This window comes from Klebsiella sp. MPUS7 (genome assembly GCF_009905335.1).
GTDB lineage: Bacteria > Pseudomonadota > Gammaproteobacteria > Enterobacterales > Enterobacteriaceae > Klebsiella > Klebsiella grimontii.
The window spans coordinates 798065-822471 of the sequence record NZ_CP047604.1; the positions used below are offsets into that span (position 1 = coordinate 798065).

Annotated in this window: 22 protein-coding genes and 1 other RNA gene; 14 read left to right on the plus strand and 9 right to left on the minus strand. The window is 56.4% G+C overall.

All coding sequences use genetic code 11. The features are described from left to right. Positions 1–22: 22 nt before the first annotated feature. The gene (locus tag GUC22_RS03855; RefSeq protein WP_024358639.1) at positions 23–448 is read right to left on the minus strand and encodes a PPC domain-containing DNA-binding protein; all 426 of its coding nucleotides are present in this window, start codon (positions 446–448) and stop codon (positions 23–25) included. 377 nt (positions 449–825) lie between these two features. On the opposite strand from GUC22_RS03855, the gene epd reads away from it, so the two are divergent. From epd to srsR, 7 genes are all read left to right on the plus strand, one after another. After that, positions 826–1845, plus strand: coding sequence for an erythrose-4-phosphate dehydrogenase (gene epd, locus GUC22_RS03860; protein WP_024358638.1), 1020 nt, complete (start codon positions 826–828; stop codon positions 1843–1845). Positions 1846–1896: 51 nt separating this feature from the next. Next, on the plus strand, positions 1897–3060 hold the full coding sequence (gene pgk / locus GUC22_RS03865) for a phosphoglycerate kinase (RefSeq protein ID WP_004125049.1): 1164 nt from the start codon (positions 1897–1899) through the stop codon (positions 3058–3060). Positions 3061–3157: 97 nt separating this feature from the next. Continuing rightward, on the plus strand, positions 3158–4237 hold the full coding sequence (gene fbaA / locus GUC22_RS03870) for a class II fructose-bisphosphate aldolase (RefSeq protein WP_004125043.1): 1080 nt from the start codon (positions 3158–3160) through the stop codon (positions 4235–4237). 188 nt (positions 4238–4425) lie between these two features. After that, positions 4426–5283, plus strand: coding sequence for a small-conductance mechanosensitive channel MscS (locus GUC22_RS03875; protein ID WP_024358637.1), 858 nt, complete (start codon positions 4426–4428; stop codon positions 5281–5283). 148 nt (positions 5284–5431) lie between these two features. Then, the gene (gene argO, locus GUC22_RS03880) at positions 5432–6067 is read left to right on the plus strand and encodes an arginine exporter ArgO (RefSeq protein WP_024358636.1); all 636 of its coding nucleotides are present in this window, start codon (positions 5432–5434) and stop codon (positions 6065–6067) included. Between the two features lie 90 nt (positions 6068–6157). Next, positions 6158–6925 (plus strand): oxidative stress defense protein, encoded by a 768-nt coding sequence (locus tag GUC22_RS03885; protein ID WP_004133562.1) that lies wholly within the window; start codon positions 6158–6160, stop codon positions 6923–6925. Positions 6926–7046: 121 nt separating this feature from the next. Beyond that, a complete protein-coding gene (srsR, locus tag GUC22_RS03890; RefSeq protein WP_004133564.1) occupies positions 7047–7943 on the plus strand; it encodes a LysR family transcriptional regulator SrsR in 897 nt (298 codons plus the stop codon). On the opposite strand, the gene GUC22_RS03895 is transcribed toward srsR, so the two are convergent. The 5 genes from GUC22_RS03895 to argP all read right to left on the minus strand — a co-directional run bounded on the left by GUC22_RS03895 (position 7940) and on the right by argP (position 14451). Next, on the minus strand, positions 7940–9406 hold the full coding sequence (locus GUC22_RS03895; RefSeq protein WP_004133565.1) for an acetyl-CoA hydrolase/transferase family protein: 1467 nt from the start codon (positions 9404–9406) through the stop codon (positions 7940–7942). The genes srsR and GUC22_RS03895 overlap by 4 nt on opposite strands. 24 nt (positions 9407–9430) lie before the next feature. Further along, positions 9431–10216, minus strand: coding sequence for a methylmalonyl-CoA decarboxylase (gene scpB / locus GUC22_RS03900; protein WP_004133567.1), 786 nt, complete (start codon positions 10214–10216; stop codon positions 9431–9433). 10 nt (positions 10217–10226) lie between these two features. Continuing rightward, the gene (meaB, locus tag GUC22_RS03905; protein WP_160183348.1) at positions 10227–11222 is read right to left on the minus strand and encodes a methylmalonyl Co-A mutase-associated GTPase MeaB; all 996 of its coding nucleotides are present in this window, start codon (positions 11220–11222) and stop codon (positions 10227–10229) included. Then, positions 11215–13359: a methylmalonyl-CoA mutase gene (gene scpA / locus GUC22_RS03910; protein ID WP_004133570.1), complete on the minus strand. Its 2145-nt coding sequence runs from the start codon at positions 13357–13359 to the stop codon at positions 11215–11217. The genes meaB and scpA overlap by 8 nt, the downstream gene beginning before the upstream one ends. A 198-nt stretch (positions 13360–13557) precedes the next feature. Beyond that, on the minus strand, positions 13558–14451 hold the full coding sequence (gene argP / locus GUC22_RS03915; protein WP_004105608.1) for a DNA-binding transcriptional regulator ArgP: 894 nt from the start codon (positions 14449–14451) through the stop codon (positions 13558–13560). Between the two features lie 169 nt (positions 14452–14620). Between argP and rpiA the strand changes: the two genes are divergently transcribed. Both rpiA and serA read left to right on the plus strand, forming a co-directional pair. Then, positions 14621–15280: a ribose-5-phosphate isomerase RpiA gene (gene rpiA / locus GUC22_RS03920; RefSeq protein ID WP_004125006.1), complete on the plus strand. Its 660-nt coding sequence runs from the start codon at positions 14621–14623 to the stop codon at positions 15278–15280. A 269-nt stretch (positions 15281–15549) separates the two neighbouring features. Further along, positions 15550–16782: a phosphoglycerate dehydrogenase gene (gene serA, locus GUC22_RS03925; protein ID WP_004133574.1), complete on the plus strand. Its 1233-nt coding sequence runs from the start codon at positions 15550–15552 to the stop codon at positions 16780–16782. Between the two features lie 376 nt (positions 16783–17158). Here the strand turns inward: serA and GUC22_RS03930 are convergent, their stop codons facing one another. From GUC22_RS03930 to zapA, 3 genes are all read right to left on the minus strand, one after another. Beyond that, positions 17159–17755: a 5-formyltetrahydrofolate cyclo-ligase gene (locus GUC22_RS03930; protein ID WP_049090236.1), complete on the minus strand. Its 597-nt coding sequence runs from the start codon at positions 17753–17755 to the stop codon at positions 17159–17161. A gap of 102 nt (positions 17756–17857) precedes the next feature. Next, a non-coding RNA gene (gene ssrS, locus GUC22_RS03935) (6S RNA) lies at positions 17858–18041 on the minus strand. A gap of 41 nt (positions 18042–18082) precedes the next feature. Then, on the minus strand, positions 18083–18412 hold the full coding sequence (gene zapA, locus GUC22_RS03940; protein ID WP_004105598.1) for a cell division protein ZapA: 330 nt from the start codon (positions 18410–18412) through the stop codon (positions 18083–18085). A 165-nt stretch (positions 18413–18577) separates the two neighbouring features. On the opposite strand from zapA, the gene GUC22_RS03945 reads away from it, so the two are divergent. The 5 genes from GUC22_RS03945 to gcvT all read left to right on the plus strand — a co-directional run bounded on the left by GUC22_RS03945 (position 18578) and on the right by gcvT (position 24404). Next, positions 18578–19156, plus strand: a complete 579-nt coding sequence (locus GUC22_RS03945; RefSeq protein ID WP_004133578.1) for a YecA family protein — start codon at positions 18578–18580, stop codon at positions 19154–19156. Positions 19157–19184: 28 nt separating this feature from the next. Then, on the plus strand, positions 19185–20501 hold the full coding sequence (pepP, locus tag GUC22_RS03950) for a Xaa-Pro aminopeptidase (RefSeq protein ID WP_049090237.1): 1317 nt from the start codon (positions 19185–19187) through the stop codon (positions 20499–20501). Next, positions 20498–21676, plus strand: coding sequence for a 2-octaprenyl-6-methoxyphenyl hydroxylase (gene ubiH, locus GUC22_RS03955; protein ID WP_024358629.1), 1179 nt, complete (start codon positions 20498–20500; stop codon positions 21674–21676). The genes pepP and ubiH overlap by 4 nt, the downstream gene beginning before the upstream one ends. A 10-nt stretch (positions 21677–21686) precedes the next feature. Beyond that, positions 21687–22889: an FAD-dependent 2-octaprenylphenol hydroxylase gene (gene ubiI / locus GUC22_RS03960; RefSeq protein ID WP_004133582.1), complete on the plus strand. Its 1203-nt coding sequence runs from the start codon at positions 21687–21689 to the stop codon at positions 22887–22889. A 420-nt stretch (positions 22890–23309) separates the two neighbouring features. Continuing rightward, on the plus strand, positions 23310–24404 hold the full coding sequence (gcvT, locus tag GUC22_RS03965; RefSeq protein WP_148866060.1) for a glycine cleavage system aminomethyltransferase GcvT: 1095 nt from the start codon (positions 23310–23312) through the stop codon (positions 24402–24404). Positions 24405–24407 lie beyond the last annotated feature (3 nt).

The following is a 24407-nucleotide window of genomic DNA, read 5'->3' on the forward strand; positions in this document are numbered from 1 at the left end:
AAGACCTCGTTTAAGTGAAACGTTAGCGGGATGAAATGACCAGTTCGTCATAGCCGGACACCGCACACGGCTGACGGCTAAACGCCACGGAGGTCAGTTCGCCGATCACCAGCTCAAGGGTGGTGCGGACGGTACAGCCGGGCATCATATGGCCGCCGAGCATGGCGCCTTGCGGATCGGATAGGGATAAATGGAGATGTTCTCCGGCTAATTCCAGCGTGCCATTCAGAGAAATCACCTCATATATTCCGTTCAATAAGGCGGTTTGATCCTGACCGGCAAAGCGTAACGCTACGTTGCTTAGGCTGCCGGTGCAGCCAGCTATCCAGCCGGCCTGAATATGGTGTTGCTGCACAAACGCGCGCAGGCGGGAAAAAACCTCCTCGCCCGGAAGTAAGCGAAGCGCATAGTAACGTGCCGCAGAGGGCTGAATGTGGGGAATTGTCATGATTTTAGAGGGACTCCGAAACTCGGACGTAACGGTAATAATATCGCCGCTCTTCAGTATAGTTTCTGATATAAATCAGTATTAGCGGTCCGGCAACGAAAAGATATTGCTACGCTTATTCGTCATTCTGGAATATGGAATAAATTCCCCAGCAGATAGCGTGAAAGTGTGATGTAAGTCAGATAAATGCTTTCTCCAGCTGGACAATCATTCCTTTTATTCCTTGTTTGGCTTATTCTAGCTGAAGCGTTTCAGTCGTCTAAATGTTCGACAATTAATCAATCAGTCGCAGTTTGCGACAGGTAAGGTTTCCCTTAGAGCGTTGCTGCATTACTCTGTCAGCCACCTCTTATCATGGACAGCCTTGCAGGAGACCTATGACCATACGCATTGCGATTAATGGCTTCGGTCGCATCGGGCGTAACGTGGTTCGTGCTTTGTATGAATCCGGGCGTCGTGCGGAAATTACCGTGGTGGCAATCAATGAACTGGCGGATGCTGCCGGCATCGCGCATTTATTGAAATATGACACCAGCCATGGGCGCTTTGCCTGGGATGTGCGTCAGGAGAGAGAGCAGCTGTTTGTTGGCGATGATGCCATCCGTCTGCTGCATGAACCTTCCCTTGAGGCGTTGCCCTGGCGGGAACTGGCGGTTGATGTGGTACTTGACTGTACCGGCGTTTACGGCAGCCGCGAACATGGCGAAGCCCATCTTCAGGCCGGCGCCAGGAAAGTGCTTTTTTCACATCCTGGCGGCAACGATCTCGACGCGACGATCGTGTTTGGCGTAAACCATGATGAGCTACGCGCTGAGCATCGTATCGTCTCCAACGCCTCCTGCACCACCAACTGCATTATTCCGGTCATTAAACTGTTAGATGATGCCTATGGCATTGAGTCGGGTACGGTAACGACGATCCACTCATCAATGAACGATCAGCAGGTCATTGATTCCTGGCATCCGGATTTACGTCGGACGCGAGCGGCCAGCCAGTCGATCATCCCGGTTGATACTAAGCTTGCTGCGGGGATCACGCGTATTTTCCCTCAGTTTAACGATCGTTTTGAAGCGATTGCGGTCCGGGTACCGACGATTAATGTGACGGCAATCGACCTTAGCGTCACGGTGAAAAAACCGGTAAAAGCAAGTGAAGTCAACCAGTTGCTGCAAAAAGCAGCGCAGGGTGTATTTCATGGTATAGTTGACTATACGGAATTGCCGTTAGTCTCGATAGATTTCAACCACGATCCCCATAGCGCCATCGTCGATGGCACGCAAACGCGGGTAAGTGGCGCGCATTTGATCAAAACGCTGGTCTGGTGCGATAACGAATGGGGCTTTGCTAACCGGATGCTCGACACCACGTTAGCGATGGCCGCACAAGGTTTCAGGTAAGGCGCGCAGGCGCCTGCAAAACTTTATCAAGAATCAACGAGAGGATTCACCATGTCTGTAATTAAGATGACCGATCTGGATCTGGCTGGTAAACGCGTTTTTATCCGTGCGGATCTGAACGTACCGGTTAAAGAAGGGAAAGTAACCAGCGACGCGCGTATCCGCGCTTCTCTGCCGACCATCGAACTGGCCCTGAAGCAGGGTGCGAAAGTGATGGTCACTTCCCACCTGGGTCGTCCTACCGAAGGCGAGTACAACGAAGAATTCTCTCTGCTGCCGGTTGTTAACTACCTGAAAGACAAACTGTCTAACCCGGTACGTCTGGTTAAAGATTACCTGGACGGCGTAGAAGTCGCTGCCGGTGAGCTGGTGGTTCTGGAAAACGTTCGCTTTAACAAAGGCGAGAAGAAAGACGACGAAGCGCTGTCGAAAAAATACGCTGCGCTGTGCGATGTATTCGTCATGGACGCGTTCGGTACCGCTCACCGCGCGCAGGCTTCTACTCACGGTATCGGCAAATTCGCTGACGTCGCTTGCGCAGGTCCGCTGCTGGCCGCTGAGCTGGACGCCCTGGGTAAAGCGCTGAAAGAACCGGCCCGTCCGATGGTCGCTATCGTGGGCGGTTCTAAAGTTTCCACTAAGCTGACCGTTCTGGATTCTCTGTCTAAAATCGCTGACCAACTGATCGTCGGCGGCGGCATCGCCAACACCTTTGTTGCCGCTCAGGGCCACAACGTGGGTAAATCCCTGTACGAAGCCGATCTGGTTGACGAAGCGAAACGTCTGCTGACGACCTGCGATATCCCGGTTCCGACTGACGTTCGCGTGGCAACCGAGTTCTCTGAAACCGCAACCGCGACCCTGAAATCTGTTAACGACATCAAAGATGAAGAGCAGATTCTGGACCTGGGCGATGCTTCCGCAGAGAAACTGGCTGAAATCCTGAAAAATGCGAAAACCATCCTGTGGAACGGCCCGGTCGGCGTGTTCGAATTCCCGAACTTCCGCAAAGGGACTGAAATCGTGGCTAACGCCATCGCAGACAGCGAAGCGTTCTCTATCGCCGGCGGCGGCGACACTCTGGCAGCAATCGACCTGTTCGGCATTGCTGACAAAATCTCCTACATCTCCACCGGCGGCGGCGCATTCCTCGAATTCGTGGAAGGTAAAGTTCTGCCGGCAGTAGCTATGCTCGAAGAGCGCGCTAAGCAGTAATTCAGTTCAGGCGGGGAGACCCGCCTGTTTTTCAGCGCGCGTAAAAGCTCGCGAACCTTCTTCAACGGTCGAAGATACAGATACAGGACTACGTAACATGTCTAAAATTTTTGATTTCGTAAAACCGGGCGTCATCACTGGCGACGACGTTCAGAAAGTGTTCCAGGTCGCTAAAGAAAACCAATTTGCTCTGCCAGCGGTAAACTGCGTGGGTACTGATTCCATCAACGCCGTTCTGGAAGCAGCTGCAAAAGTTCGTTCTCCGGTTATCGTTCAGTTCTCTAACGGCGGCGCTGCGTTCATCGCGGGTAAAGGCGTGAAAACTGACGTTCCTCAGGGCGCAGCCATCCTGGGCGCTATCTCTGGCGCGCATCACGTTCATCAGATGGCTGAGCACTACGGTGTTCCGGTTATCCTGCACACCGACCACTGCGCGAAGAAACTGCTGCCGTGGATCGATGGTCTGCTGGACGCCGGTGAAAAACACTTCGCTGCAACCGGCAAACCGCTGTTCTCTTCTCACATGATCGACCTGTCTGAAGAGTCCCTGCACGAAAACATCGAGATCTGTTCTAAGTACCTGGCGCGTATGGCCAAAATGGACATGACTCTGGAAATCGAACTGGGCTGCACCGGCGGCGAAGAAGACGGCGTGGACAACAGCCACATGGACGCTTCTGCGCTGTACACCCAGCCGGAAGACGTTGATTACGCGTACACCGAGCTGAGCAAAATCAGCCCGCGTTTCACCATCGCCGCTTCCTTCGGTAACGTACACGGCGTTTACAAGCCGGGCAACGTAGTACTGACCCCGACTATCCTGCGCGACTCTCAGGAATACGTTTCTAAGAAACACAACCTGCCGCACAACAGCCTGAACTTCGTATTCCACGGTGGTTCCGGTTCTTCCGCTCAGGAAATCAAAGACTCCGTAAGCTACGGCGTGATCAAAATGAACATCGATACCGATACCCAATGGGCAACCTGGGACGGTATCCTGCAGTACTACAAAACTAACGAAGCTTACCTGCAGGGCCAGCTGGGCAACCCGAAAGGCGAAGACCAGCCGAACAAGAAATACTACGATCCGCGCGTATGGCTGCGCGCTGCACAGACTTCCATGGTGACGCGTCTGGAGCAGGCATTTAAAGAGCTGAACGCGATCGACGTTCTGTAAGAAAATTTCGTTTCTTACCCGGAAGCCCGCAGAAATGCGGGCTTTTTTATTATCTGAACAATATGAAATGTTGCTAAATAAATGTGATCAATTTGGCAAAACGCACTGTTATTGTTTACCCTTAACCAGGCTGACATTACAGGTTTGGTTATTTTATTTCCCGTCCGGGTATCCATAAGGAAAGTTGAATGGAAGATTTGAACGTTGTCGATAGCATAAATAACGCCGGTTCATGGCTGGTGCGCAATCAGGCATTACTGCTGAGCTATGCCGTCAACATCGTCGCGGCTCTCGCGATTATTATTGTCGGTTTGATCGTGGCGCGCATTGTTTCCAATACTGTGAATCGCCTGATGCGGGCGCGGCATATTGATGCCACCGTTGCCGATTTTCTTTCTGCGCTGGTGCGCTATGCCGTTATTGCTTTTACGCTGATAGCCGCTCTGGGCCGCGTGGGCGTGCAAACCGCCTCGGTCATTGCCGTCCTCGGCGCCGCGGGTTTAGCCGTTGGTCTGGCGCTGCAGGGCTCGCTGTCTAACCTTGCCGCTGGCGTTCTGCTGGTGGTCTTCCGCCCGTTCCGCGCCGGTGAATACGTTGACCTTGGCGGCATCGCGGGAACCGTGCTGAATGTGCAGATATTCTCCACGACCCTGCGCAGCGCGGATGGCAAAATCGTGGTGGTGCCGAACGGCAAAATCATCGCCGGGAATATCATCAACTTCTCCCGCGAGCCAGTGCGCCGCAACGAGTTTATCATCGGCGTGGCCTACGATGCTGATATCGATAAAGTGAAGCAGCTGCTCACCAATATTATCGAATCGGATGAACGTATCCTCAAAGATCGTGAAATGACCGTTCGTCTGAATGAACTGGGCGCGTCATCGGTGAACTACGTGGTACGCGTATGGAGTAAAAGCAGCGATCTGCAAAGCGTTTACTGGGATGTTCTGGAGCGCATTAAGCGCGACTTTGACGCCAACGGCATCGGCTTCCCGTATCCGCAGATGGATGTGCATGTGATTCGTCCGCAGGAAAAAGCAGAGTAGTTTCCCCTCTAAAAGGCCGGTACGCCCGGCTTTTTTTCGAATCTGATCATTAGATTGGCTTATTAATGATTAATATTTTAAATTTCCTCTAATGATATTTGCGAGCTATATTCCCCGGCATTGACTCTTTCAGTGGAAATCACTCCCCATGTTATCTTATTACTTTCAGGGCCTTGCTCTGGGAGCGGCCATGATTTTGCCGCTTGGCCCGCAAAACGCCTTTGTGATGAATCAGGGCATTCGCCGTCAGTACCATCTGATGATCGCGCTGCTGTGCGCCATCAGCGATCTGCTGCTGATCTGCGCCGGGATTTTTGGCGGCAGCGCGCTGCTGATGCAGTCGCCGTGGCTGCTGGCGCTGGTGACCTGGGGCGGCGTCGTTTTTTTATTGTGGTACGGTTTTGGCGCGCTGAAAACGGCTTTTAGCAGCAATCTGGAGCTGGCCAGCGCGGAAGTGATGAAGCAGGGGCGCTGGAAAATTATCGTCACCATGCTGGCGGTGACCTGGCTGAATCCCCACGTCTATCTGGATACGTTTGTGGTTCTTGGTAGTCTCGGCGGCCAGCTGGCGATGGAGCCAAAGCGCTGGTTTGCGTTAGGCACCATCAGCGCGTCGTTCTTATGGTTCTTTGGCCTGGCCCTGCTGGCCGCCTGGCTGGCCCCGCGCCTGCGTACGGCGAAGGCGCAGCGAATAATTAACATGCTGGTGGGTCTGGTGATGTGGATCATTGCTCTGCAACTGGCGAAAGATGGCCTGGCCCACGTGCAGGCGCTGCTTAACTAAGCCTTGTCCGATGGACTTTCTCCGCGTAAGCGCTAAGCTTGCTGGCATGCGTCTGTGTATAGACGACCAATGTAATATGGAGAAACGACAGTGAAGTTAAAAGTCATGGCCCTGGCGGCGGCACTCGGATTTAGCGCAATGGCAGCTCAGGCAAATGAGTTGCCGAACGGCCCACATATTGTCACTTCAGGTACCGCCAGCGTTGCGGCGGTTCCTGATATCGCTACGCTGGCGATTGAAGTTAACGTCTCCGCGAAAGACGCAGCATCCGCTAAAAAACAGGCCGATGAGCGCGTGGCCCAGTATCTCTCCTTCCTGGAGAAGAGCGGTATTGCGAAGAAAGACATTAACTCTGCCAACCTGCGTACCCAGCCTGATTACGACTATCAGAACGGCAAAAGCATTCTTAAGGGCTACCGCGCGGTGCGTAGCGTTGAAGTGACGCTGCGCCAGCTGGATAAGCTCAACGGTCTGTTAGATGGCGCGCTTAAAGCCGGTCTGAATGAGATCCGTTCCGTCTCACTGGGCGTGGCGCAGCCGGACGCTTATAAAGATAAAGCGCGTAAAGCGGCGATTGATGATGCCATTCACCAGGCTCAGGAGCTGGCTACCGGCTTCCACGGCAAACTGGGGCCCGTCTATAGCGTTCGCTATCATGTCTCCAACTACCAGCCAAGCCCGATGGTGCGGATGATGAAAGCCGATGCGGCGCCGGTTTCTGCCCAGGAAACCTACGAGCAGGCGACCATTCAGTTTGATGACCAGGTGGACGTGGTGTTTGAGCTGCAGTCGACCCAGCCTGCGCCAGCAGCTGCGGAGCCGGCGAAACCCGCCGAACAACCCAAAGCGGCGCAGTAATCCTATCGCCCGGCCTTCGCGCCGGGCTTTTTTCTGTGACTATCTGTAAAAGTGAGAGCGCGACACAAGTCTTTTCCCTGAATGAGGTAAGGATATATCCCTGTTCTACTATGAGGTGAGCATGGATATCTTTATTTCGAAAAAGATGCGCAATTTCATTTTGTTGGCGCAGACTAACAACATCGCCAGAGCGGCGGAAAAAATTCATATGACCGCGTCTCCCTTCGGCAAAAGCATTGCTGCGCTCGAGGATCGGATAGGCTATACGCTATTTACCCGCAAAGATAACAGCATCAGCCTCAATAAAGCGGGGCAGGAGCTCTATCAGAAGCTGTTTCCCATTTATCAGCGCTTATCGGCCATCGATAACGAAATTCACTTTTCCGCGCGCCGCTCGCGCAACGTTGTTATCGGCATCGATAATACCTATCCGACGATTATTTTCGATCAGCTCATCAGCCTGGGCGATAAATACGATGGGGTGACCACCCAGGCCGTGGAGTTCAGCGAGAACGGGGTGATTGATAATCTGTTCGACCGTCAGCTCGATTTTATTATCTCGCCGCAGCACGTTTCGGCCCGCGTGCAGGAGCTGGAAAATTTGACCATTAGCGAACTCGCGCCGCTGCGGCTTGGGTTTCTGGTTTCCCGCCGTTATGAAGATAGGCCGCCGCAGGAACTTTTACGTGAGCTGCCCTGGCTGCAGATGCGCTTCCAGAACCGGGCCAATTTTGAGGCGATGCTGGACGCGTATATGCGCCCCAGCGGGATCAACCCGACGATTATCTATCGTCCCTACAGCTTTATGGCCAAAATTAGCGCCGTAGAGCGGGGGCAGTTTTTGACGGTTATTCCCTACTTCGCCTGGCGTCTGGTCAACCCGGCGAAGCTGAAGTACTTCGATGCGCCCGGCAGCGCGATGTATATGCAGGAGTATCTCTATTCGCTGAAAAACCATCGCTATACCGCCACGATGCTTCAGCACATTACGGAAGATCGCGACGGTACGGAGGGCTAGCCGAGCATGGAGCCGTGCTCAAGCAGATTACGATGCAGGTCGAACGCGTGGGTGAGGTCGTGATGAATATGCCCGCCGGGCGCGTTATCCAGGTAGCGGTGTAAATAGTCCCGATAGAGCGGGTGCGCGCAGTTATCAATGATGACGCGGGCGCGTTGCAGCGGCGATAGCCCGCGCAGGTCGGCGATCCCCTGCTCGGTCACGATCACCTTCACGCTGTGCTCGCTGTGATCGACGTGGCTGCACATCGGCACGATGGTGGAGATTTTCCCCTCTTTGGCGATGGAGGGGGCCATAAAGATGGAGAGCCAGGCGTTGCGCTCAAAATCGCCGCTGCCGCCGATACCGTTCATCAGATTCACCCCGGCCACGTGGGTGGAATTGGCGTGGCCGTAGATATCAAACTCCAGCCCCACGTTGAGGGCGATAACCCCGAGGCGGCGGATAATTTCTGGATTATTGGAGATCTCCTGCGGGCGCAGGACAATACGGCTGGCGAAGAAATCCATATTGTCGTAAATCTTGCGCAAAGCATCGGCGGATACCGTCAGGCTGGAGGCGCTGACGCCGGTAATTTTCCCGCTTTCCAGCAGATGGACCACCGACTCCTGCAATACCTCCGAATACATCATAAAAGCGGGAATATCCGGATTCTCACCCAGCCGCGCCATGACCGCGTTATTGATATTGCCCACGCCGCTTTGCAGCGGCAGAAATTCAGGCGGGATGCGCCCGCGAGCCATCTCATCCAGCAGAAAGGTGACCACGTTATCGGCGATTTGCTGGCACACGGGATTGATTTTATCAAGCGCGTTGCCGGCGTCGGGCAGTTCGGTCTCCACGACCGCGACAATCTTTTGCGGATCGATTTGCACGTACCGGCTGCCCACGCGATCCATGGTATGAAAGATGGCGATGCTGTTGCGCCGCGGCGGCGCGCCGGGGATCACGATATCAGCCAGCTCGGCGACGCGCGGATTGTGGTAGTGATTCAGCTCGATGATCACTTTCTTCGCCCGCAGCAGCCAGGTTGGGGCGTTGCCGATGCCGCTGGTGAGCCAGACCCGTCCATCCGGCGCGAGCGCCGAGGCTTCGATCACCGCGACATCAATCTCGCCAAAGAAGCCGTAGTTGACCATTTGCGCCACTTCGCTCAGGTGCAGGTCGACAAAATTCACCTTCCCCTGGTTGATTTTTTGCCGCAGGCCGGAGGCGGTCTGATACGGCGCGCGCCACGAGACGGCATCGGCCGCCGAGAGCGCATCATCGGCGGCAGCGCTGATGGAGGCGCCGGTCAGCAGGCGGATCTGGAATGGCTGCTGCGCCTGATGTAATTCACCGGCGCGGCGAGCGATGGCCGCGGGCAGCGCTTTAGGCGAACCGGCGGGCGTGAACCCGCTGAACGCCACCATCTGGTCATGCTGGATAATCTCCGCCGCTTCATCGGCGCTCATCCGTTTCATTTTGCACTCCTTAACCCGGCGTGATTAATGGCCGACGAACTCAGGTTTACGTTTTTCCATAAACGCGCTCATGCCTTCCTGATAATCCTCGCTGTCGTAGACGGCGCGGCGCATCCCCTGAATACGTTCGAACTCATCGGAATTCATGGTGTGCGCTTCGCCAAGCACGCGCAGCTCTTCCTTAATGACCGCAATCGCCAGCGGCGCCTTCTCGGAGATGTGGTGCGCCATCTGTAAGGTAAAATCCTCCAGTTCGTCGGCGTCCACCACATGATTGAGAATACCGACCGCCAGCGCGCGCTGGGCGGTAATCGGCAGGGCGGTGAAAATCAGCTCTTTGACGATGTGAAAACCGGCGTCGCGGGTCAGGTTGTGAATGCCGACCAGATTGTAGGGCACGCCGAGATTCACCGGCGTCATGGAGAAAGTGGACGTGCTGGCGGCGATGATCAGATCGGAACTCATGATCATCTCAAACGCGCCGCCCCAGACGCTTCCTTCGACCATGGAGATCACCGGTTTCGGATATTTTTGGATCATGCGGGTGATCTGACGCAGCGGATCGTCATAGGAGAGCGGATCGCGGCGCCCACCGGGCAGTTCATGGATATCATGGCCGGCGGAGAAGACTTTTGCGCCCCCGGGCGCGCGTAAAATAACGCAGCGTATTTCCGGCCGGTTGAGGTCGCTCAGCGCCTGCATCAGATCGTCGATGAACACCTTGCTTAAGGCGTTGAGCTTGCGGCTATAGTTGAACTCAATGACCGCAACCTTCCGGATAATTTCGACATTAACATATTGATAAGACATAAATATCCTTTTACGCAAAGTAATGATTCTGAAGGAATTCGCTAATCTGCCGCAGGCCGGTGCGCGGCGAGAGGCCGTTGTTTTTCACCGCCTGTAGCGTTTGCTGGAAGTAGCGCTCGAAGTCGGTTCGGGCAAACAGCAGGTGCAGCGCCTCGGTTTCGGTCTGCTTTTGCAGCCACTCCAGCGCCTGGCGCTGGCGCAGTTTTTCAAGATCGCCGCTGTCAGTCAGGGTTGTTTTGAAATCCAGAACAGCGAGCCAGATGGCTTCGATGCCGCGCCGCTCCAGCGCGCTACAGCTCAAAACGCGCGGCTGCCACGCGGCGTGCTTGCGGCGCAGAATATGCAGGGCGGATTCATACATATGCCGGGTGATGGCGACGCTGGCGCGGTTCTCGCCATCATCCTTATTGATGACGACGATATCCGCCATCTCCATGATCCCTTTCTTGATGCCCTGCAGATCGTCACCGCCGCCGGCGATCTGCAGCGAGATAAAGCAGTCCACCAGGCGGGAGACCTCCGTTTCCGACTGGCCGACGCCGACGGTTTCGACAATCACCACGTCGTAGCCCGCCGCTTCGCACAGCAGTATCAGCTCCCGCGCGCGCAGGCTGGTGCCGCCGAGATGGCCGCTGGAGGGCACCGGGCGGATAAAGGCCGAATCCGATCGCGCCAGGTCGATCATGCGCGTTTTGTCGCCAAGGATGCTGCCGCCGCTGACCGGGCTGCTCGGATCGACCGCGATCACCGCAACCCGCAGGCCATGGCGAATCAGCAGCATGCCGAAGGCTTCCAGAAAGGTACTCTTTCCGGCTCCCGGCGTGCCGGTGACGCCGAGGCGCAGGGCGTTGCCGGTGAAGGGCATAATCGCATCCAGCAGCTGGGCGCTCAGCGCCTGGTGGCGAGGATGCTGACTCTCTACCAGCGTCATGGCCTGGGCGAGCGTGGCCCGCTCGCCCAAACGTAATCGTCGGATGGCGTCGGTCAGGGTGGATGAGTTAATCATGATGCTGGCTAATCCTCGTCAGGACGTCGCGTACGCTCTCCAGCATCGGCGTGCCCGGGCCGTAAATGGCGGCCACGCCGCGCGCCTGCAGAAAGGCGTAATCCTGCGGCGGGATGACGCCGCCGGCGATAACGCAGATATCTTCCCGCCCCCATTTTTTCAGCGCGGCGACCAGCTCGGGGATCAGGGTTTTGTGGCCTGCCGCCAGCGATGAGGCGCCAACCACGTGCACGTCGTTTTCTATCGCCAGACGAGCAATCTCTTCCGGCGTGGAAAACATCGGGCTCAGGTCAACGTCGAAGCCGAGATCGGAATAGGCGCTGGCGATCACCTTGGCGCCGCGATCGTGGCCATCCTGGCCCATTTTGGCGATCAGAATGCGCGGGCGGCGGCCGTTATCCATCAGGAACCGTTCGGTTTGCGCAACGATGGCGTCAAATTCGCCGGCGGCTGTGTCCGACTGATGGTAGCTTTGCGCAATCACGCCGGTGACGCACTGGCTGGGTACCAGATAGCGGTCAAACGCCGCCTCCAGCGCGTCGGAGATTTCCCCCAGGGTGGCGCGAACGCGAGCGGCGTTGATCGCGGCGGCCAGCAGATTTTCATGATGCTGCGCGGCGTGGGTGAGGGCGTTCAGCGCGGCTTTTACCGTCACATCGTCACGCTGAGCGCGGATTTTTTCCAGCGAGGCGATCTGCTCGTTGCGCACCTTGACGTTGTCGATCTCCAGCACCGCCGTTTCATCCTCTTTTTCCAGCTTGTACTTATTAACGCCGACGATGACGCGCTTGCCCTGATCGATCAGCGACTGTTCGCGGGCGGAGGCCTCTTCGATCATCCGTTTCGGCAGCCCGGCCTCGATCGCCTTAGCCATTCCGCCCGCCTCGGCGATCTGTTGAATAATGGCCCGCGCCTGCTTGACGATTTGATCGGTCAGCGACTCCACATAATACGATCCGGCCAGCGGATCCACGGTGCGGCAGATCTCCGACTCCTCCTGAATGATGATCTGCGTATTACGCGCGATGCGGGCGGAAAAGTCGGTGGGCAGGCCGAGCGCCTCGTCAAAGGCGTTGGTGTGCAGCGACTGGGTGCCGCCAAGCGTGGCGCCGAGGGCTTCGATGGTGGTACGGATCACGTTGTTATACGGATCCTGCTCGGTGAGGCTCCAGCCGGAGGTCTGGCAGTGGGTGCGCAGGGCTAAGGATTTCGGATTGGTGGCGCCGAAGCCGCTCACCGCTTCGCTCCACAGGTAGCGTGCGGCGCGCAGCATCGCAACGTTCATAAACAGATCCATGCCGATGCCGAAGAAAAACGACAGGCGCGGAGCGAAGTCGTCAATTTTCAGCCCGGCGCAGAGCGCGGCCTTGATATATTCGATACCGTCCGCCAGCGTAAAGGCGACCTGCTGCACGCAGTTAGCCCCCGCCTCACCCATGTGGTAGCCGCTGATGCTGATGGTGTTAAAGCGCGGCATGTAGTCCGAACACCAGGCAATGATGTCGGCGATAATGCGCATGGAGGGCTTCGGCGGATAAATGTAGGTGTTACGGCACAGGTACTCTTTCAGAATATCGTTCTGGATTGTCCCGGTGAGCTGCTCCGACGCAACCCCTTGTTCTTCCGCCGCGACGATATAAAACGCCATCACCGGTAGCACTGCGCCGTTCATGGTCATCGACACGGACATCTTATCCAGCGGGATCCGATCGAACAGAATTTTCATATCTTCGACGGTATCGATCGCCACGCCCGCTTTACCGACGTCGCCCGCCACGCGCGGGTTATCGGAGTCATAGCCCCGATGGGTCGCGAGGTCGAAGGCGACGGAAAGCCCTTTCTGCCCGGCGGCGAGGTTGCGGCGATAGAAGGCGTTGGACTCTTTGGCGGTAGAGAAACCGGCGTACTGGCGGATGGTCCACGGCTGTGCGGTGTACATGGTGGCGCGCGGGCCGCGAACGTAAGGCGGCAGGCCGGGCAGGGTGCCGGTCACTTCCAGATTATCAAGATCGGCTTCGGTATACAGCGGCTTAACGGCAATGCCCTCTGCCGTCTGTTTGACCAGGTCGTCGACGGTTTTTTCTCGCCGGCTAAGCTCTTTGTTGGCGAGCGTTTGCCACTCCTGCAACTCAGACATGTTGTGCTCCGTATTCGCAATAAAATGGGGTATTGCGAATACGGTGAGCTTTTTCATCGGCCCTGTCGCCAGCAAAAAACAGCCATCGATGCGTCGTTTTTTGCCGGATAGAATGTTTTATTTTGTGATGTATTTCAAAGATATGAGAAGAGGATAGTGGGTCACACGGGCCGGATGACTCCGGCCTGCTTGCGGGGGTTAATCTTGCCTCAACACCTTGTGGCCGTAATCGATCAGCGCATCGGTCACCCGGCGCATCATGCGGCTTTCCGGCGCAAAACGGTGCCAGTAGAGCATCCGGCGCTGGAACAGGCCCGGCGTGAGGTTGATAAGCTCGCCGCTGTTCAGCTCTCTTTCAATTTGCAGATGCGGGATCATACAGCAGGTCGTTCCCTGGCGGGCCAGCTGCACGAAGGCTTCAGACGAGTTGACGATATGGCAGGGCACGCTGCCCGGCGGCAAATCGAAGTTCTGCTGCAAAAAGGCCTGATGCATATCATCGAGATGATCGAATGCCACCACCGGCGCTTTCAACAGCGCCGAGCGGGTCACCCCATTAGGGAAATAGCGTTGGGCAAACTCCTTCGAGGCGACGAACAGATAGTCGAGGGCGCCGAGCTGATCGACCAGGCAGCTTGGCAATGCCTGCGGCTGGATACTGACCGCGCCGACCACTTCACCGCGGCGCAGGCGTTCCTGAGTCCGGGTCTCGTCTTCCACCTGCAGGTTCAGGCGAATCGGGGAGTCGGAAAGCACGCTTGAGAGCGCGGGCAGCAGCCAGGTGGCCAGACTGTCGGCGTTGACCGCCAGCGATAGCAGCAGCGGCGTGGAGCCGGTTTGCTCATCGCCCAGCCACTCCTCTTCCAGCAGCTCAACCTGACGCAGCAGGGCCAGCAGCTTTTGCCCCTGTTCGGTGGGACGCGGCGGTACGGTTCGCACCAGCAGCGGCTGTCCAAACATGTTTTCCAGCTGTTTGATGCGCTGAGAGACGGCGGACTGCGTAATACAAAGCTTCTGCGCGGCGCGCTCAAACCCTCGTTCCCTGATTACCGCGTCCAGCGCCTGTAGTGTTCTGTAGTCCGGTCGTTTCATTGCTCTGGCGTGCCCCCTAATACTTTTCGTTAACTCGCACTATGACATAAATTTGTTTTTGATGAAGATGAAAAATTGGCGACTGCGTTGTGTGATCGCCGTCGCAGGGACAATGGCACCCCGGATGTTCTATAATGCGCCACAGGAATTCACATCTCGGACCATAATCATGACGCAAGATGAACTGAAAAAAGCAGTAGGCTGGGCGGCATTGCAGTATGTACAACCGGGCACCATCGTTGGGGTCGGCACGGGCTCGACGGCGGCGCACTTTATTGATGCGCTGGGTACCATGAAAGGGCAGATTGAAGGAGCGGTTTCCAGCTCTGACGCCTCTACTGAAAAACTGAAAAGCCTCGGTATTACGGTTTTTGATCTGAACAGCGTTGACCGTCTTGGTATTTATGTGGACGGCGCTGATGAAATCAACGGCCATATGCAGATGATCAAGGGCGGCGGCGCCGCGCTGACGCGCGAGAAAATTATCGCCTCGGTCGCCGATAAATTTATCTGCATCGCCGATGCTTCCAAGCAGGTGGATATTTTAGGTAAATTCCCGCTGCCGGTAGAGGTGATTCCGATGGCGCGCAGCGCCGTAGCGCGTCAGCTGGTTAAGCTGGGCGGCCGTCCGGAGTATCGTCAGGGCGTCGTGACCGATAACGGTAACGTGATCCTCGATGTGTTTGGTCTGGAAATTCTGGACGCTATTGCGCTGGAAAATACCATTAACGGTATTCCGGGCGTCGTGACCGTCGGCCTGTTTGCGAATCGCGGTGCGGACGTCGCGCTGATTGGTACCGCTGATGGTGTAAAAACTATCACTAAATAGTCTGATCCGAGGGAGCGAATCGCTCCCTCGCAAATATTTTTTCTCCAGGCCTATTTTGGTGACTTCTGTCACATTTATGCGCCTTGTCTCAGTAACAATCTACCTTTCTTTTACTTTCTGGTGTTTTGTCCTGCTATTTCCCGCTGATTGATATTTCTTCAGGATGCCGACGCAAACGTTCATATTGCCGCAATAGTTTTTTTTGATATGTTGCTGAGAAGAACTTTCGTTCCGCACGACATCAGTTAAGACAAAAACAGGACGGGGAAATGGCTAAGGTATCACTGGAAAAAGACAAGATTAAATTTCTGCTGGTTGAAGGTGTGCACCAAAAAGCGGTGGACAGCCTCCGCGCAGCGGGCTACACCAATATCGAATTTCATAAAGGCGCGCTGGATAGCGAAGAGCTGAAAGCGTCCATCCGTGATGCCCATTTCATCGGCCTGCGTTCCCGTACTCATCTGACGGAAGAGATCTTCGCGGCGGCGGAGAAGCTGGTCGCGGTCGGCTGCTTCTGTATCGGCACCAACCAGGTTGATTTAAACGCGGCGGCAAAACGCGGTATCCCGGTGTTTAACGCCCCGTTCTCCAATACCCGTTCCGTTGCTGAACTGGTAATCGGCGAGCTGCTGCTTATGCTGCGCGGCGTACCGGCGGCAAACGCTAAAGCGCACCGCGGCGTATGGAACAAGCTGGCGGTCGGCAGCTTTGAAGCGCGCGGCAAAAAGCTGGGTATCATCGGTTATGGTCATATCGGCACGCAGCTGGGGATTCTGGCTGAATCGCTGGGTATGCACGTCTATTTCTACGATATTGAAAGCAAGCTACCGTTAGGTAACGCCACTCAGGTTCAGCATCTTTCTGATTTGTTGAACATGAGCGATGTGGTGAGCCTGCACGTGCCGGAAAACGCCTCGACGAAGAACATGATCGGCGCGGAAGAGCTGGCGCTGATGAAACCGGGTGCGCTGCTGATCAACGCCTCTCGCGGCACCGTGGTGGATATCCCGGCGCTGTGCGATGCGTTGGCGAGCAAACACCTGGCGGGCGCGGCGATCGACGTATTCCCGACCGAGCCGGCCACCAACAGCGATCCGTTCAACTCGCCGCTGTGCGAGTTCGACAACGTTATCCTGACCCCGCACATTGGCGGCTCAACTCAGGAAGCACAGGAGAACATCGGCCTGGAAGTGGCGGGCAAGCTGGCGAAATACTCGGATAACGGTTCAACACTCTCCGCGGTTAACTTCCCGGAAGTATCTCTGCCGCTGCACGGCGGGCGCCGTCTGCTGCATATCCATGAAAACCGTCCGGGCGTACTGACCGCGCTTAACCAGATTTTCGCGGCCCAGGGCATTAACATCGCGGCGCAGTATCTGCAGACCACTCCGCAGATGGGCTACGTGGTGATTGATATCGAAGCCGAAGAAGATGTGGCGCAGGCTGCGCTGCAGGCGATGAAGGCTATTCCTGGCACCATCCGCGCCCGTCTGTTGTTCTAACGCCTTTTTTGCCAGCGGGCAGGTCATCGACCTGCCCCTTTTCTCCTGACAGACCCTTCAGCAATTTCCCGTCGCCCTCCAAACGCTTTGCGAGGCTTGCCGCAAACGGCGATTAAAACCGTCAGATGTCGTTGTGCCTGAAAGAAAGGGATTTACGATAAAGACTCAGCGTGGGGCTGAAACGGGAAAGCCCCTACCGAAGCAGGGGCTTTAAAAAGGAAAGGGACGATGATGAGACTCTTCATCATGCTGCTTATCCTGTTAATCATCGCCTACCCAGCATATTAACAGAGAGGAAGCAGGAGGGAGGTTCGCCTCCCTCACCCTTTACCCAAATTTAGGTGAAAAAAACAGCAATGTCAATTGTTCGCACATTCTACCAGAGCCAGGTTTTTGACGGCGTGATGACCGCAGGCAGCGGGATATCCCACTGCTCCGTCGGCAGCGCGTCGACCTGCTGGCAATCATGGGCGTAGCCGACCGGCTGCAGGCGATGCTGCCGCCAGTTTTGCAGCGTCCGGTCGTAAAATCCGCCGCCCATTCCCAGACGCTGTCCGTCGGCATCAAACGCGACCAGCGGCGTAACCAGTACATCCAGCTGGCTAAGCGGGAGAACATCGCGCACGTCGAGCTTCGGTTCGCGGATTTTCAGGCGATTCACCACCAGATCGCTGCTCGGGTGGTAGTGGAGAAACAGAAGATTGCCGGGGCTGAACGGATGCAGCACGGGGAGATACACCCGTTTGCCCGCCCGCCAGAGCTGATCAATCAGCGGCCGCGTATCCAGCTCGCCATCAAACGACAGAAATACCGCGACCGTATGCGCGAGCAGAACCGGCGGGTACGCCATCATTCTGTCCGCCGCCAGGAGGGCGAACTGCGTTTGCTGCTCCGGCGTTAACGCGCGTCGGCGCAGGCGGATCTGCTGGCGAATTTGCTGTCTGGTATAGGGGGGATCTGACAGTAGAGTCATACCTGAGTCTCATCGGTAAGCAAACGATACTAACAGGCGTAGTTTAATACACGACGGCAAAAGCCGAAAATTAACTTAGAGGGGATGAAACGAAAAAGGAAGGGAATCTCCGAGATGCCGCCGCAGGCTGTAACCCTTGAACCCTTGGTTCAAGGTGAATGTGTCGTCACAGTTTTAAGGCTTCTCGGACGGGCCGAGCATGCTCACCAACCGTGGAGCGCCACATTCTTGTGGTATGAAATATCGGCTCAGGGGACTGGCCCGCTTGCAAACATCTCAGAGAAATTTTGTTCTTGCGATTACTCTAACACAGTTAAATGCAAAGTGTTATTCAAACTTCTGCCCGGGTCTTTCGCTTATGCGACCTTGCTCAAGCAACGCTTGTTCGATGGTCTGCTGAAGCATCCGAATACGCTGCTCCATGCTGGCGGCGTAGTCGCGGGTTTTCGCTTTTTCCTGAGTCAACTCATAGCTGATGTTCAACGCGGCGATGAAGACCAGCTGCTCAGTATTTGTGACTCTAGTGCGTTCTTTTAAATCTTGCAACCGCTGATTCAGGTCGTCAGCTGCCTGGTTTAAGGCATCCCTTTGTTCAGGCGGGCAATTCACTCGTAGTGAACGGCCAAAAATTTGGAGATCTACGGGTTGTGCAGACATGCCACCTTCCTGCTGATTGACTGCGCGGCCTTCACGCCCTGGGAGGGTCTGCGAAGGGGCGACACTATAGCTACCCTGGTTTTAAGATACAAGCCCTATTCTGGTTCACCAGGGTCCAAAGTGGTAGCATATCATGAATATTCCTCCCAACGATGACGAATGCGCATGTCTATACAGAACGAAATGCCTGGCTACAACGCTGTAGACCAGTTACTGAACCAACAAGGGGTGGGATTAACCCCTGCCGAAATGCACGGTTTGATCAGCGGGATCCTGTGCGGCGGCAACAAAGACAGCAGCTGGCAGCCGTTGGTGCACGATCTGACCAACGAAGGTCTGGCCTTTGGTCACGAGCTGGCGCAGGCGCTGCGTAACATGCATTCCGCCACTAGCGATTCGCTGGAGGATGACGGTTTCTTATTCCAGCTCTACCTGCCGGATGGCGACGAGGTGAGCGTGTTCGATCGCGCCGATGCGCTGGCGGGTTGGGTAAACCATTTCCTGCTGGGGCTGGGCGTGACGCAGCCCAAGCTGGATAAAGTCAAAGACGAAACCGGCGAAGCTATCGACGACCTGCGCAATATTGCTCAGCTTGGGTATGACGAAGACGAGGATCAGGAAGAGCTCGAAATGTCTCTGGAGGAGATTATCGAATACGTACGCGTTGCCGCGCTACTGTGTCACGACACCTTCTCTCTTCAGAAACCCACTGCGCCGGAAGTGCAAAAGCCGACGCTACATTAATTATTCATTAAATCGTTCAGGGGGCGTCATGACTCAGCAGGAATTTCTCTCTCGTCGCCAGGCTCTACTGGCGCAGATGCAGCCGGGCAGCGCAGCGCTTATTTTCGCCGCGCCGGAAGCGGTACGCAGCGCAGATTCGGAATATCCCTACCGCCAGAGCAGCGACTTTTGGTACTTCACCGGCTTTAATGAGCCCGAAGCGCTGCTGGTATTGATTAAAAGCGATGAGACGCATAACCACAGCGTGTTGTTTAACCGCGTGCGCGATCTGACCGCTGAAATCTGGTTTGGCCGCCGCCTTGGGCAGGAAGCTGCCCCCGCGAAGCTGGGCGTCGATCGCGCGCTGGCGTTTAGTGAAATTAATCAGCAGTTGTTCCAGCTCCTTAACGGCCTCGACGCTATCTACTTTGCGCAAGGCGAATATGCCTACGCCGACGAAATTGTGTTTAACGCGCTGGAAAAACTGCGCAAAGGCGTGCGGCAGAATCTGCAGGCGCCGAACTCGGTCATTGACTGGCGACCGATGGTGCATGAGATGCGCCTGTTTAAGTCGCCAGAAGAGCTGGCGGTGATGCGCCGCGCAGGTGAGATTTCCGCGCTGGCCCACACCCGCGCTATGGAAAAATGCCGTCCTGGAATGTTCGAATATCATCTGGAAGGCGAGATCCTCCATGAGTTCAACCGTCACGGCGCGCGCTTCCCTTCTTATAACACTATCGTGGGCGGCGGCGAAAATGGCTGCATCCTGCACTACACCGAAAACGAATGCGAGCTGCGCGACGGCGATCTGGTGTTGATTGACGCAGGCTGCGAATACCGCGGCTACGCGGGCGATATCACCCGAACCTTCCCGGTTAACGGCAAGTTCAGCCCGGCGCAGCGCGATATTTACGACATCGTCCTTGAATCTCTGGAAACCTCACTGAAGCTCTATCGCCCCGGAACCTCGATCAACGAGGTTAACCAGCAGGTGGTGCGGATTATGATTACCGGCCTCGTGCGCCTGGGGATCCTGAAAGGCGAAATTGATGAGCTGATTGCTAATAACGCCCATCGTCCTTTCTTTATGCATGGCCTGAGCCACTGGCTGGGGCTCGACGTGCATGATGTCGGCAGCTATGACGTTGAACGTTCGCGTATTCTCGAACCGGGAATGGTGCTGACCGTTGAGCCCGGGCTGTATATCGCCACGGATGCTGACGTACCGGTCCAGTACCGCGGCATTGGCATTCGTATTGAAGACGACATTGTCATTACCGAGGACGGCAACGAGAACCTCACCGCCGGGGTAGTGAAAAAGGCTGATGATATTGAGGCGCTGATGGCGGCGGCGCGCCAGCTATGAGCGTCCTGATCGTTGGCGGCGGAATGACCGGCGCGACGCTGGCGTTAGCGATATCTCGCTTAACCGGCGGTAAGCTGCCGGTGCATCTGGTTGAAGCATCCGCGCCGGAGTCCGCGCAGCATCCGGGCTTCGACGCGCGCGCCATCGCCCTGGCCGCCGGTACCTGCCAGCAGCTGGCGCGCGTGGATATCTGGCAAGAGATAGCCGACTGCGCCACGGCCATTCGGCGCGTGCACGTTAGCGATCGCGGCCATGCGGGGTTTGTCACCCTCGAGGCTGAGGACTATGGGCTGGCGGCGCTGGGTCAGGTGGTTGAGCTGCACGATGTCGGCCAGCGCCTGTTTGCGCAACTGCGTAAAGCGCCGGGCGTGACGCTGCACTGCCCGGCCAGGGTAGAAAATGTCAGCCGCAGCGAAGAGAGCGTGAGCCTGCAGCTGGATAACGGCGAAACGCTCCGCGGTAAGCTGCTGGTCGCCGCCGACGGTTCGCGCTCCACTCTGGGAGCCCGCTGTGGTATCAGCTGGCAGCAGCAACCCTATGAACAGCTGGCGATTATCGCTAACGTTAGTACCGCTCAGCCGCATAGCGGGCGCGCATTTGAACGCTTTACCCCACACGGCCCGCTGGCGATGCTGCCCATGTCGCAGGGCCGCTGCTCGCTGGTGTGGTGTCATTCGCAGTCGCGGCACGAAGAGGTTCTGAGCTGGTCGGATGAACGCTTCTGTCATGAACTTCAGCAGGCATTCGGCTGGCGTCTTGGCCGGATCGTTCAGGCCGGAAAGCGCAGTGTCTATCCGCTGTCGCTGACCTCGGCTGCCCGCACGGTTGCGCATCGGCTGGCATTGGTCGGCAACGCGGCGCAAACGCTGCATCCTATCGCCGGACAGGGGTTTAACCTCGGTCTGCGGGACGTGATGAGCCTGGCGGAAATGCTGGCGCAGGCGCATGCTGACGAAGAGGATCCGGGTAGCTATTCGCTTTTAAGTCGCTATCAGGCCCGGCGCGCCGAAGATAAGGCCGCCACTATCGGCGTCACCGACGGGCTGGTGCATCTGTTTGCCAATCGCTGGGCGCCGCTGGTGGCGGGGCGCAACCTGGGCCTGATGGCGATGGAATTATTTACCCCGGCGCGCGATGCGCTGGCGCAGCGTACCCTCGGTTGGGTTCCCCGTTAAGGAGTGAAACGTGCAAAGTGTTGATGTCGCTATTGTTGGCGGTGGAATGGTGGGGCTGGCGGTTGCCTGCGGTTTACAGGGCAGCGGGCTGCGCGTTGCGGTGCTGGAACAGGCCGCGCCTCAGCCTTTGAGCGAGGATGCGCCGCCGGCGCTGCGGGTGTCGGCGATTAACGCCGCCAGCGAGAAGCTGCTGAACAAACTGGGCGTCTGGCAGGATATTATCGCCCAGCGCGCCAGCTGCTACCACGGTATGGAGGTGTGGGACAAAGACAGTTTTGGCCGCATCAGCTTTGATGACCAGAGCATGGGCTTTAGCCACCTTGGGCACATTATTGAAAACGCCGTGGTGCATCATGCTCTGTGGCAAAAAGCGCAGCGCTGCGCGGACGTCACCCTGCTGGCTCCGGCGCAGCTGCAGCAGGTCGCGTGGGGAGAGAATGAGGCCTTTCTTAGCCTGCAGGACGGCGGCATGTTAACCGCCCGGCTGGTGGTTGGCGCTGATGGGGCCAATTCGTGGCTGCGCAACAAAGCCGATATTCCGCTGACCTATTGGGATTATCACCATCATGCGCTGGTTGCCACTATTCGCACCGAAGAGCCGCACGAAGCGGTGGCGCGTCAGGCGTTCCACGGCGAAGGGATCCTCGCGTTCCTGCCGCTGAGCGATCCGCACCTTTGCTCTATCGTCTGGTCGCTCTCTCCTGAAGAGGCGGAGCGGATGCGGGCGGCGGACGATGCCGCTTTCAACCAGGCGCTGAATATTGCTTTCGATAACCGCCTGGGTTTGTGCGCCGTGGAGAGCGAGCGTCAGGTTTTCCCGCTGACTGGCCGCTACGCGCGGCAGTTTGCCGCCCATCGTCTGGCGCTGGTTGGCGATGCCGCCCATACCATTCATCCGCTGGCCGGGCAGGGCGTCAATCTTGGCTTTATGGATGCTGCTGAGCTGATCGAGGAGCTCAAACGCCTGCATGCGCAGGGCAAGGATATCGGTCAGCATCTGTATCTGCGTCGCTATGAGCGCAGCCGCAAGCATAGCGCCGCGGTGATGCTGGCGGGGATGCAGGGCTTTCGCGACATGTTCTCCGGCAGCCATCCTGCGAAAAAACTGCTGCGCGATATCGGCCTTAAGCTGGCGGATACATTGCCCGGCGTGAAGCCGCAGCTTATTCGTCAGGCGATGGGGTTCCACGACCTGCCTGCCTGGTTACGTTAAGTCCATCACACTTCTCTCACCCGGCCTCGCGCCGGGTTTTCTCCTCTCATTTGAAATAATCTAATTTCACCTCGTTTTTCGCATTAGTTTTATTAATGTTACCTTTTTTTTGTTATAGAAATTAGGCTCGTCATTTCGCAGAAAATATCATCATGCGCTGCTTTTTTACCTTATTTGTTTAATTTTATGCGGCTTAAATCGCTTTATTGTAGCTAAAAACTCTGTAGGCTCTTCGGCTGATTTTAGTCATAAGCTAATGTGATGTCCTGACCGGGCTTATGGTTTAGTGCGGATATCGGTGGTAAGTTCAGGCCAAAGAGAACGTTTGCGTCGGTGTCCGTTAGCGATGCCGGCGGCGTTTTTCGCGGCGCAAAAACGCCAAAAATAGTGGCTGGTTCCGTTTTATTCGATGAGGAAAAGATGGCTCAACAGACTCCGTTGTTTGAACAACACACGCTATGCGGCGCGCGCATGGTGGATTTCCATGGCTGGATGATGCCGCTGCATTACGGATCCCAGATTGATGAGCATCATGCGGTGCGCGGCGATGCCGGAATGTTCGATGTGTCGCACATGACCATCGTCGATTTCCACGGCAGCCGAATCCGCGAGTTTCTGCGCTATTTGCTGGCTAACGACGTAGCGAAGCTCACCGTGCCAGGCAAAGCGCTCTATAGCGGCATGCTGACCGCCTCCGGCGGCGTCATTGATGACCTGATTGTTTATTTCCTTTCTGAAGACGATTTCCGCCTCGTTGTTAACTCCGCCACCCGTGAAAAAGATCTCGCCTGGATCGCCCAGCAGTCTGAATCTTATGGTCTTGAAATAACCGTGCGCGACGATCTTTCCCTGATCGCAGTCCAGGGTCCCAGGGCGAAAGAGAAAGCGGCGACGCTGTTTACCGACGCGCAGCGTCAGGCCGTGGAAGGCATGAAGCCTTTCTTTGGCGTGCAGGCGGGCGATCTGTTTATTGCGACCACCGGCTATACCGGCGAAGCGGGTTATGAAATCGCGCTGCCGAACGAGCAGGCGGTAGATTTCTGGCGCGGCCTGCTCGATGCGGGCGTTAAGCCATGCGGCCTCGGCGCGCGCGATACGCTGCGCCTGGAAGCGGGCATGAACCTTTACGGCCAGGAGATGGACGAAGGCGTCTCTCCGCTGGCGGCTAATATGGGCTGGACCATTGCCTGGGAACCGACTGACCGTGACTTCATCGGGCGTGAAGCGCTGGAAATGCAGCGCGAAAAGGGCACCGAGCAGTTGGTGGGCCTGGTCATGACCGAGAAAGGCGTTCTGCGTGGCGGCCTGCCGGTGCGCTTTAGCGATGCCGACGGCAATCAGAAAGAAGGCATTATCACCAGCGGCACCTTCTCCCCGACGCTGGGCTACAGTATTGCGTTAGCGCGCGTACCGGAAGGCATCGGTGAAACCGCCGTAGTGCAGATTCGCAACCGCGAAATGCCGGTCAAAGTGACTAAACCTGTTTTTGTACGCAACGGCAAAGCCGTGGTGTGATTT

What these genes read in the sequence shown, in the direction of transcription:
- GUC22_RS03855 (WP_024358639.1), bottom strand. Translation starts at nt 448, where the DNA reads ATGACAATTCCCCACATTCAGCCCTCTGCGGCACGTTACTATGCGCTT.
- epd (WP_024358638.1), top strand. Translation starts at nt 826, where the DNA reads ATGACCATACGCATTGCGATTAATGGCTTCGGTCGCATCGGGCGTAAC.
- pgk (WP_004125049.1), top strand. Translation starts at nt 1,897, where the DNA reads ATGTCTGTAATTAAGATGACCGATCTGGATCTGGCTGGTAAACGCGTT.
- fbaA (WP_004125043.1), top strand. Translation starts at nt 3,158, where the DNA reads ATGTCTAAAATTTTTGATTTCGTAAAACCGGGCGTCATCACTGGCGAC.
- GUC22_RS03875 (WP_024358637.1), top strand. Translation starts at nt 4,426, where the DNA reads ATGGAAGATTTGAACGTTGTCGATAGCATAAATAACGCCGGTTCATGG.
- argO (WP_024358636.1), top strand. Translation starts at nt 5,432, where the DNA reads ATGTTATCTTATTACTTTCAGGGCCTTGCTCTGGGAGCGGCCATGATT.
- srsR (WP_004133564.1), top strand. Translation starts at nt 7,047, where the DNA reads ATGGATATCTTTATTTCGAAAAAGATGCGCAATTTCATTTTGTTGGCG.
- GUC22_RS03895 (WP_004133565.1), bottom strand. Translation starts at nt 9,406, where the DNA reads ATGAAACGGATGAGCGCCGATGAAGCGGCGGAGATTATCCAGCATGAC.
- scpB (WP_004133567.1), bottom strand. Translation starts at nt 10,216, where the DNA reads ATGTCTTATCAATATGTTAATGTCGAAATTATCCGGAAGGTTGCGGTC.
- meaB (WP_160183348.1), bottom strand. Translation starts at nt 11,222, where the DNA reads ATGATTAACTCATCCACCCTGACCGACGCCATCCGACGATTACGTTTG.
- scpA (WP_004133570.1), bottom strand. Translation starts at nt 13,359, where the DNA reads ATGTCTGAGTTGCAGGAGTGGCAAACGCTCGCCAACAAAGAGCTTAGC.
- argP (WP_004105608.1), bottom strand. Translation starts at nt 14,451, where the DNA reads ATGAAACGACCGGACTACAGAACACTACAGGCGCTGGACGCGGTAATC.
- rpiA (WP_004125006.1), top strand. Translation starts at nt 14,621, where the DNA reads ATGACGCAAGATGAACTGAAAAAAGCAGTAGGCTGGGCGGCATTGCAG.
- serA (WP_004133574.1), top strand. Translation starts at nt 15,550, where the DNA reads ATGGCTAAGGTATCACTGGAAAAAGACAAGATTAAATTTCTGCTGGTT.
- GUC22_RS03930 (WP_049090236.1), bottom strand. Translation starts at nt 17,755, where the DNA reads ATGACTCTACTGTCAGATCCCCCCTATACCAGACAGCAAATTCGCCAG.
- zapA (WP_004105598.1), bottom strand. Translation starts at nt 18,412, where the DNA reads ATGTCTGCACAACCCGTAGATCTCCAAATTTTTGGCCGTTCACTACGA.
- GUC22_RS03945 (WP_004133578.1), top strand. Translation starts at nt 18,578, where the DNA reads ATGTCTATACAGAACGAAATGCCTGGCTACAACGCTGTAGACCAGTTA.
- pepP (WP_049090237.1), top strand. Translation starts at nt 19,185, where the DNA reads ATGACTCAGCAGGAATTTCTCTCTCGTCGCCAGGCTCTACTGGCGCAG.
- ubiH (WP_024358629.1), top strand. Translation starts at nt 20,498, where the DNA reads ATGAGCGTCCTGATCGTTGGCGGCGGAATGACCGGCGCGACGCTGGCG.
- gcvT (WP_148866060.1), top strand. Translation starts at nt 23,310, where the DNA reads ATGGCTCAACAGACTCCGTTGTTTGAACAACACACGCTATGCGGCGCG.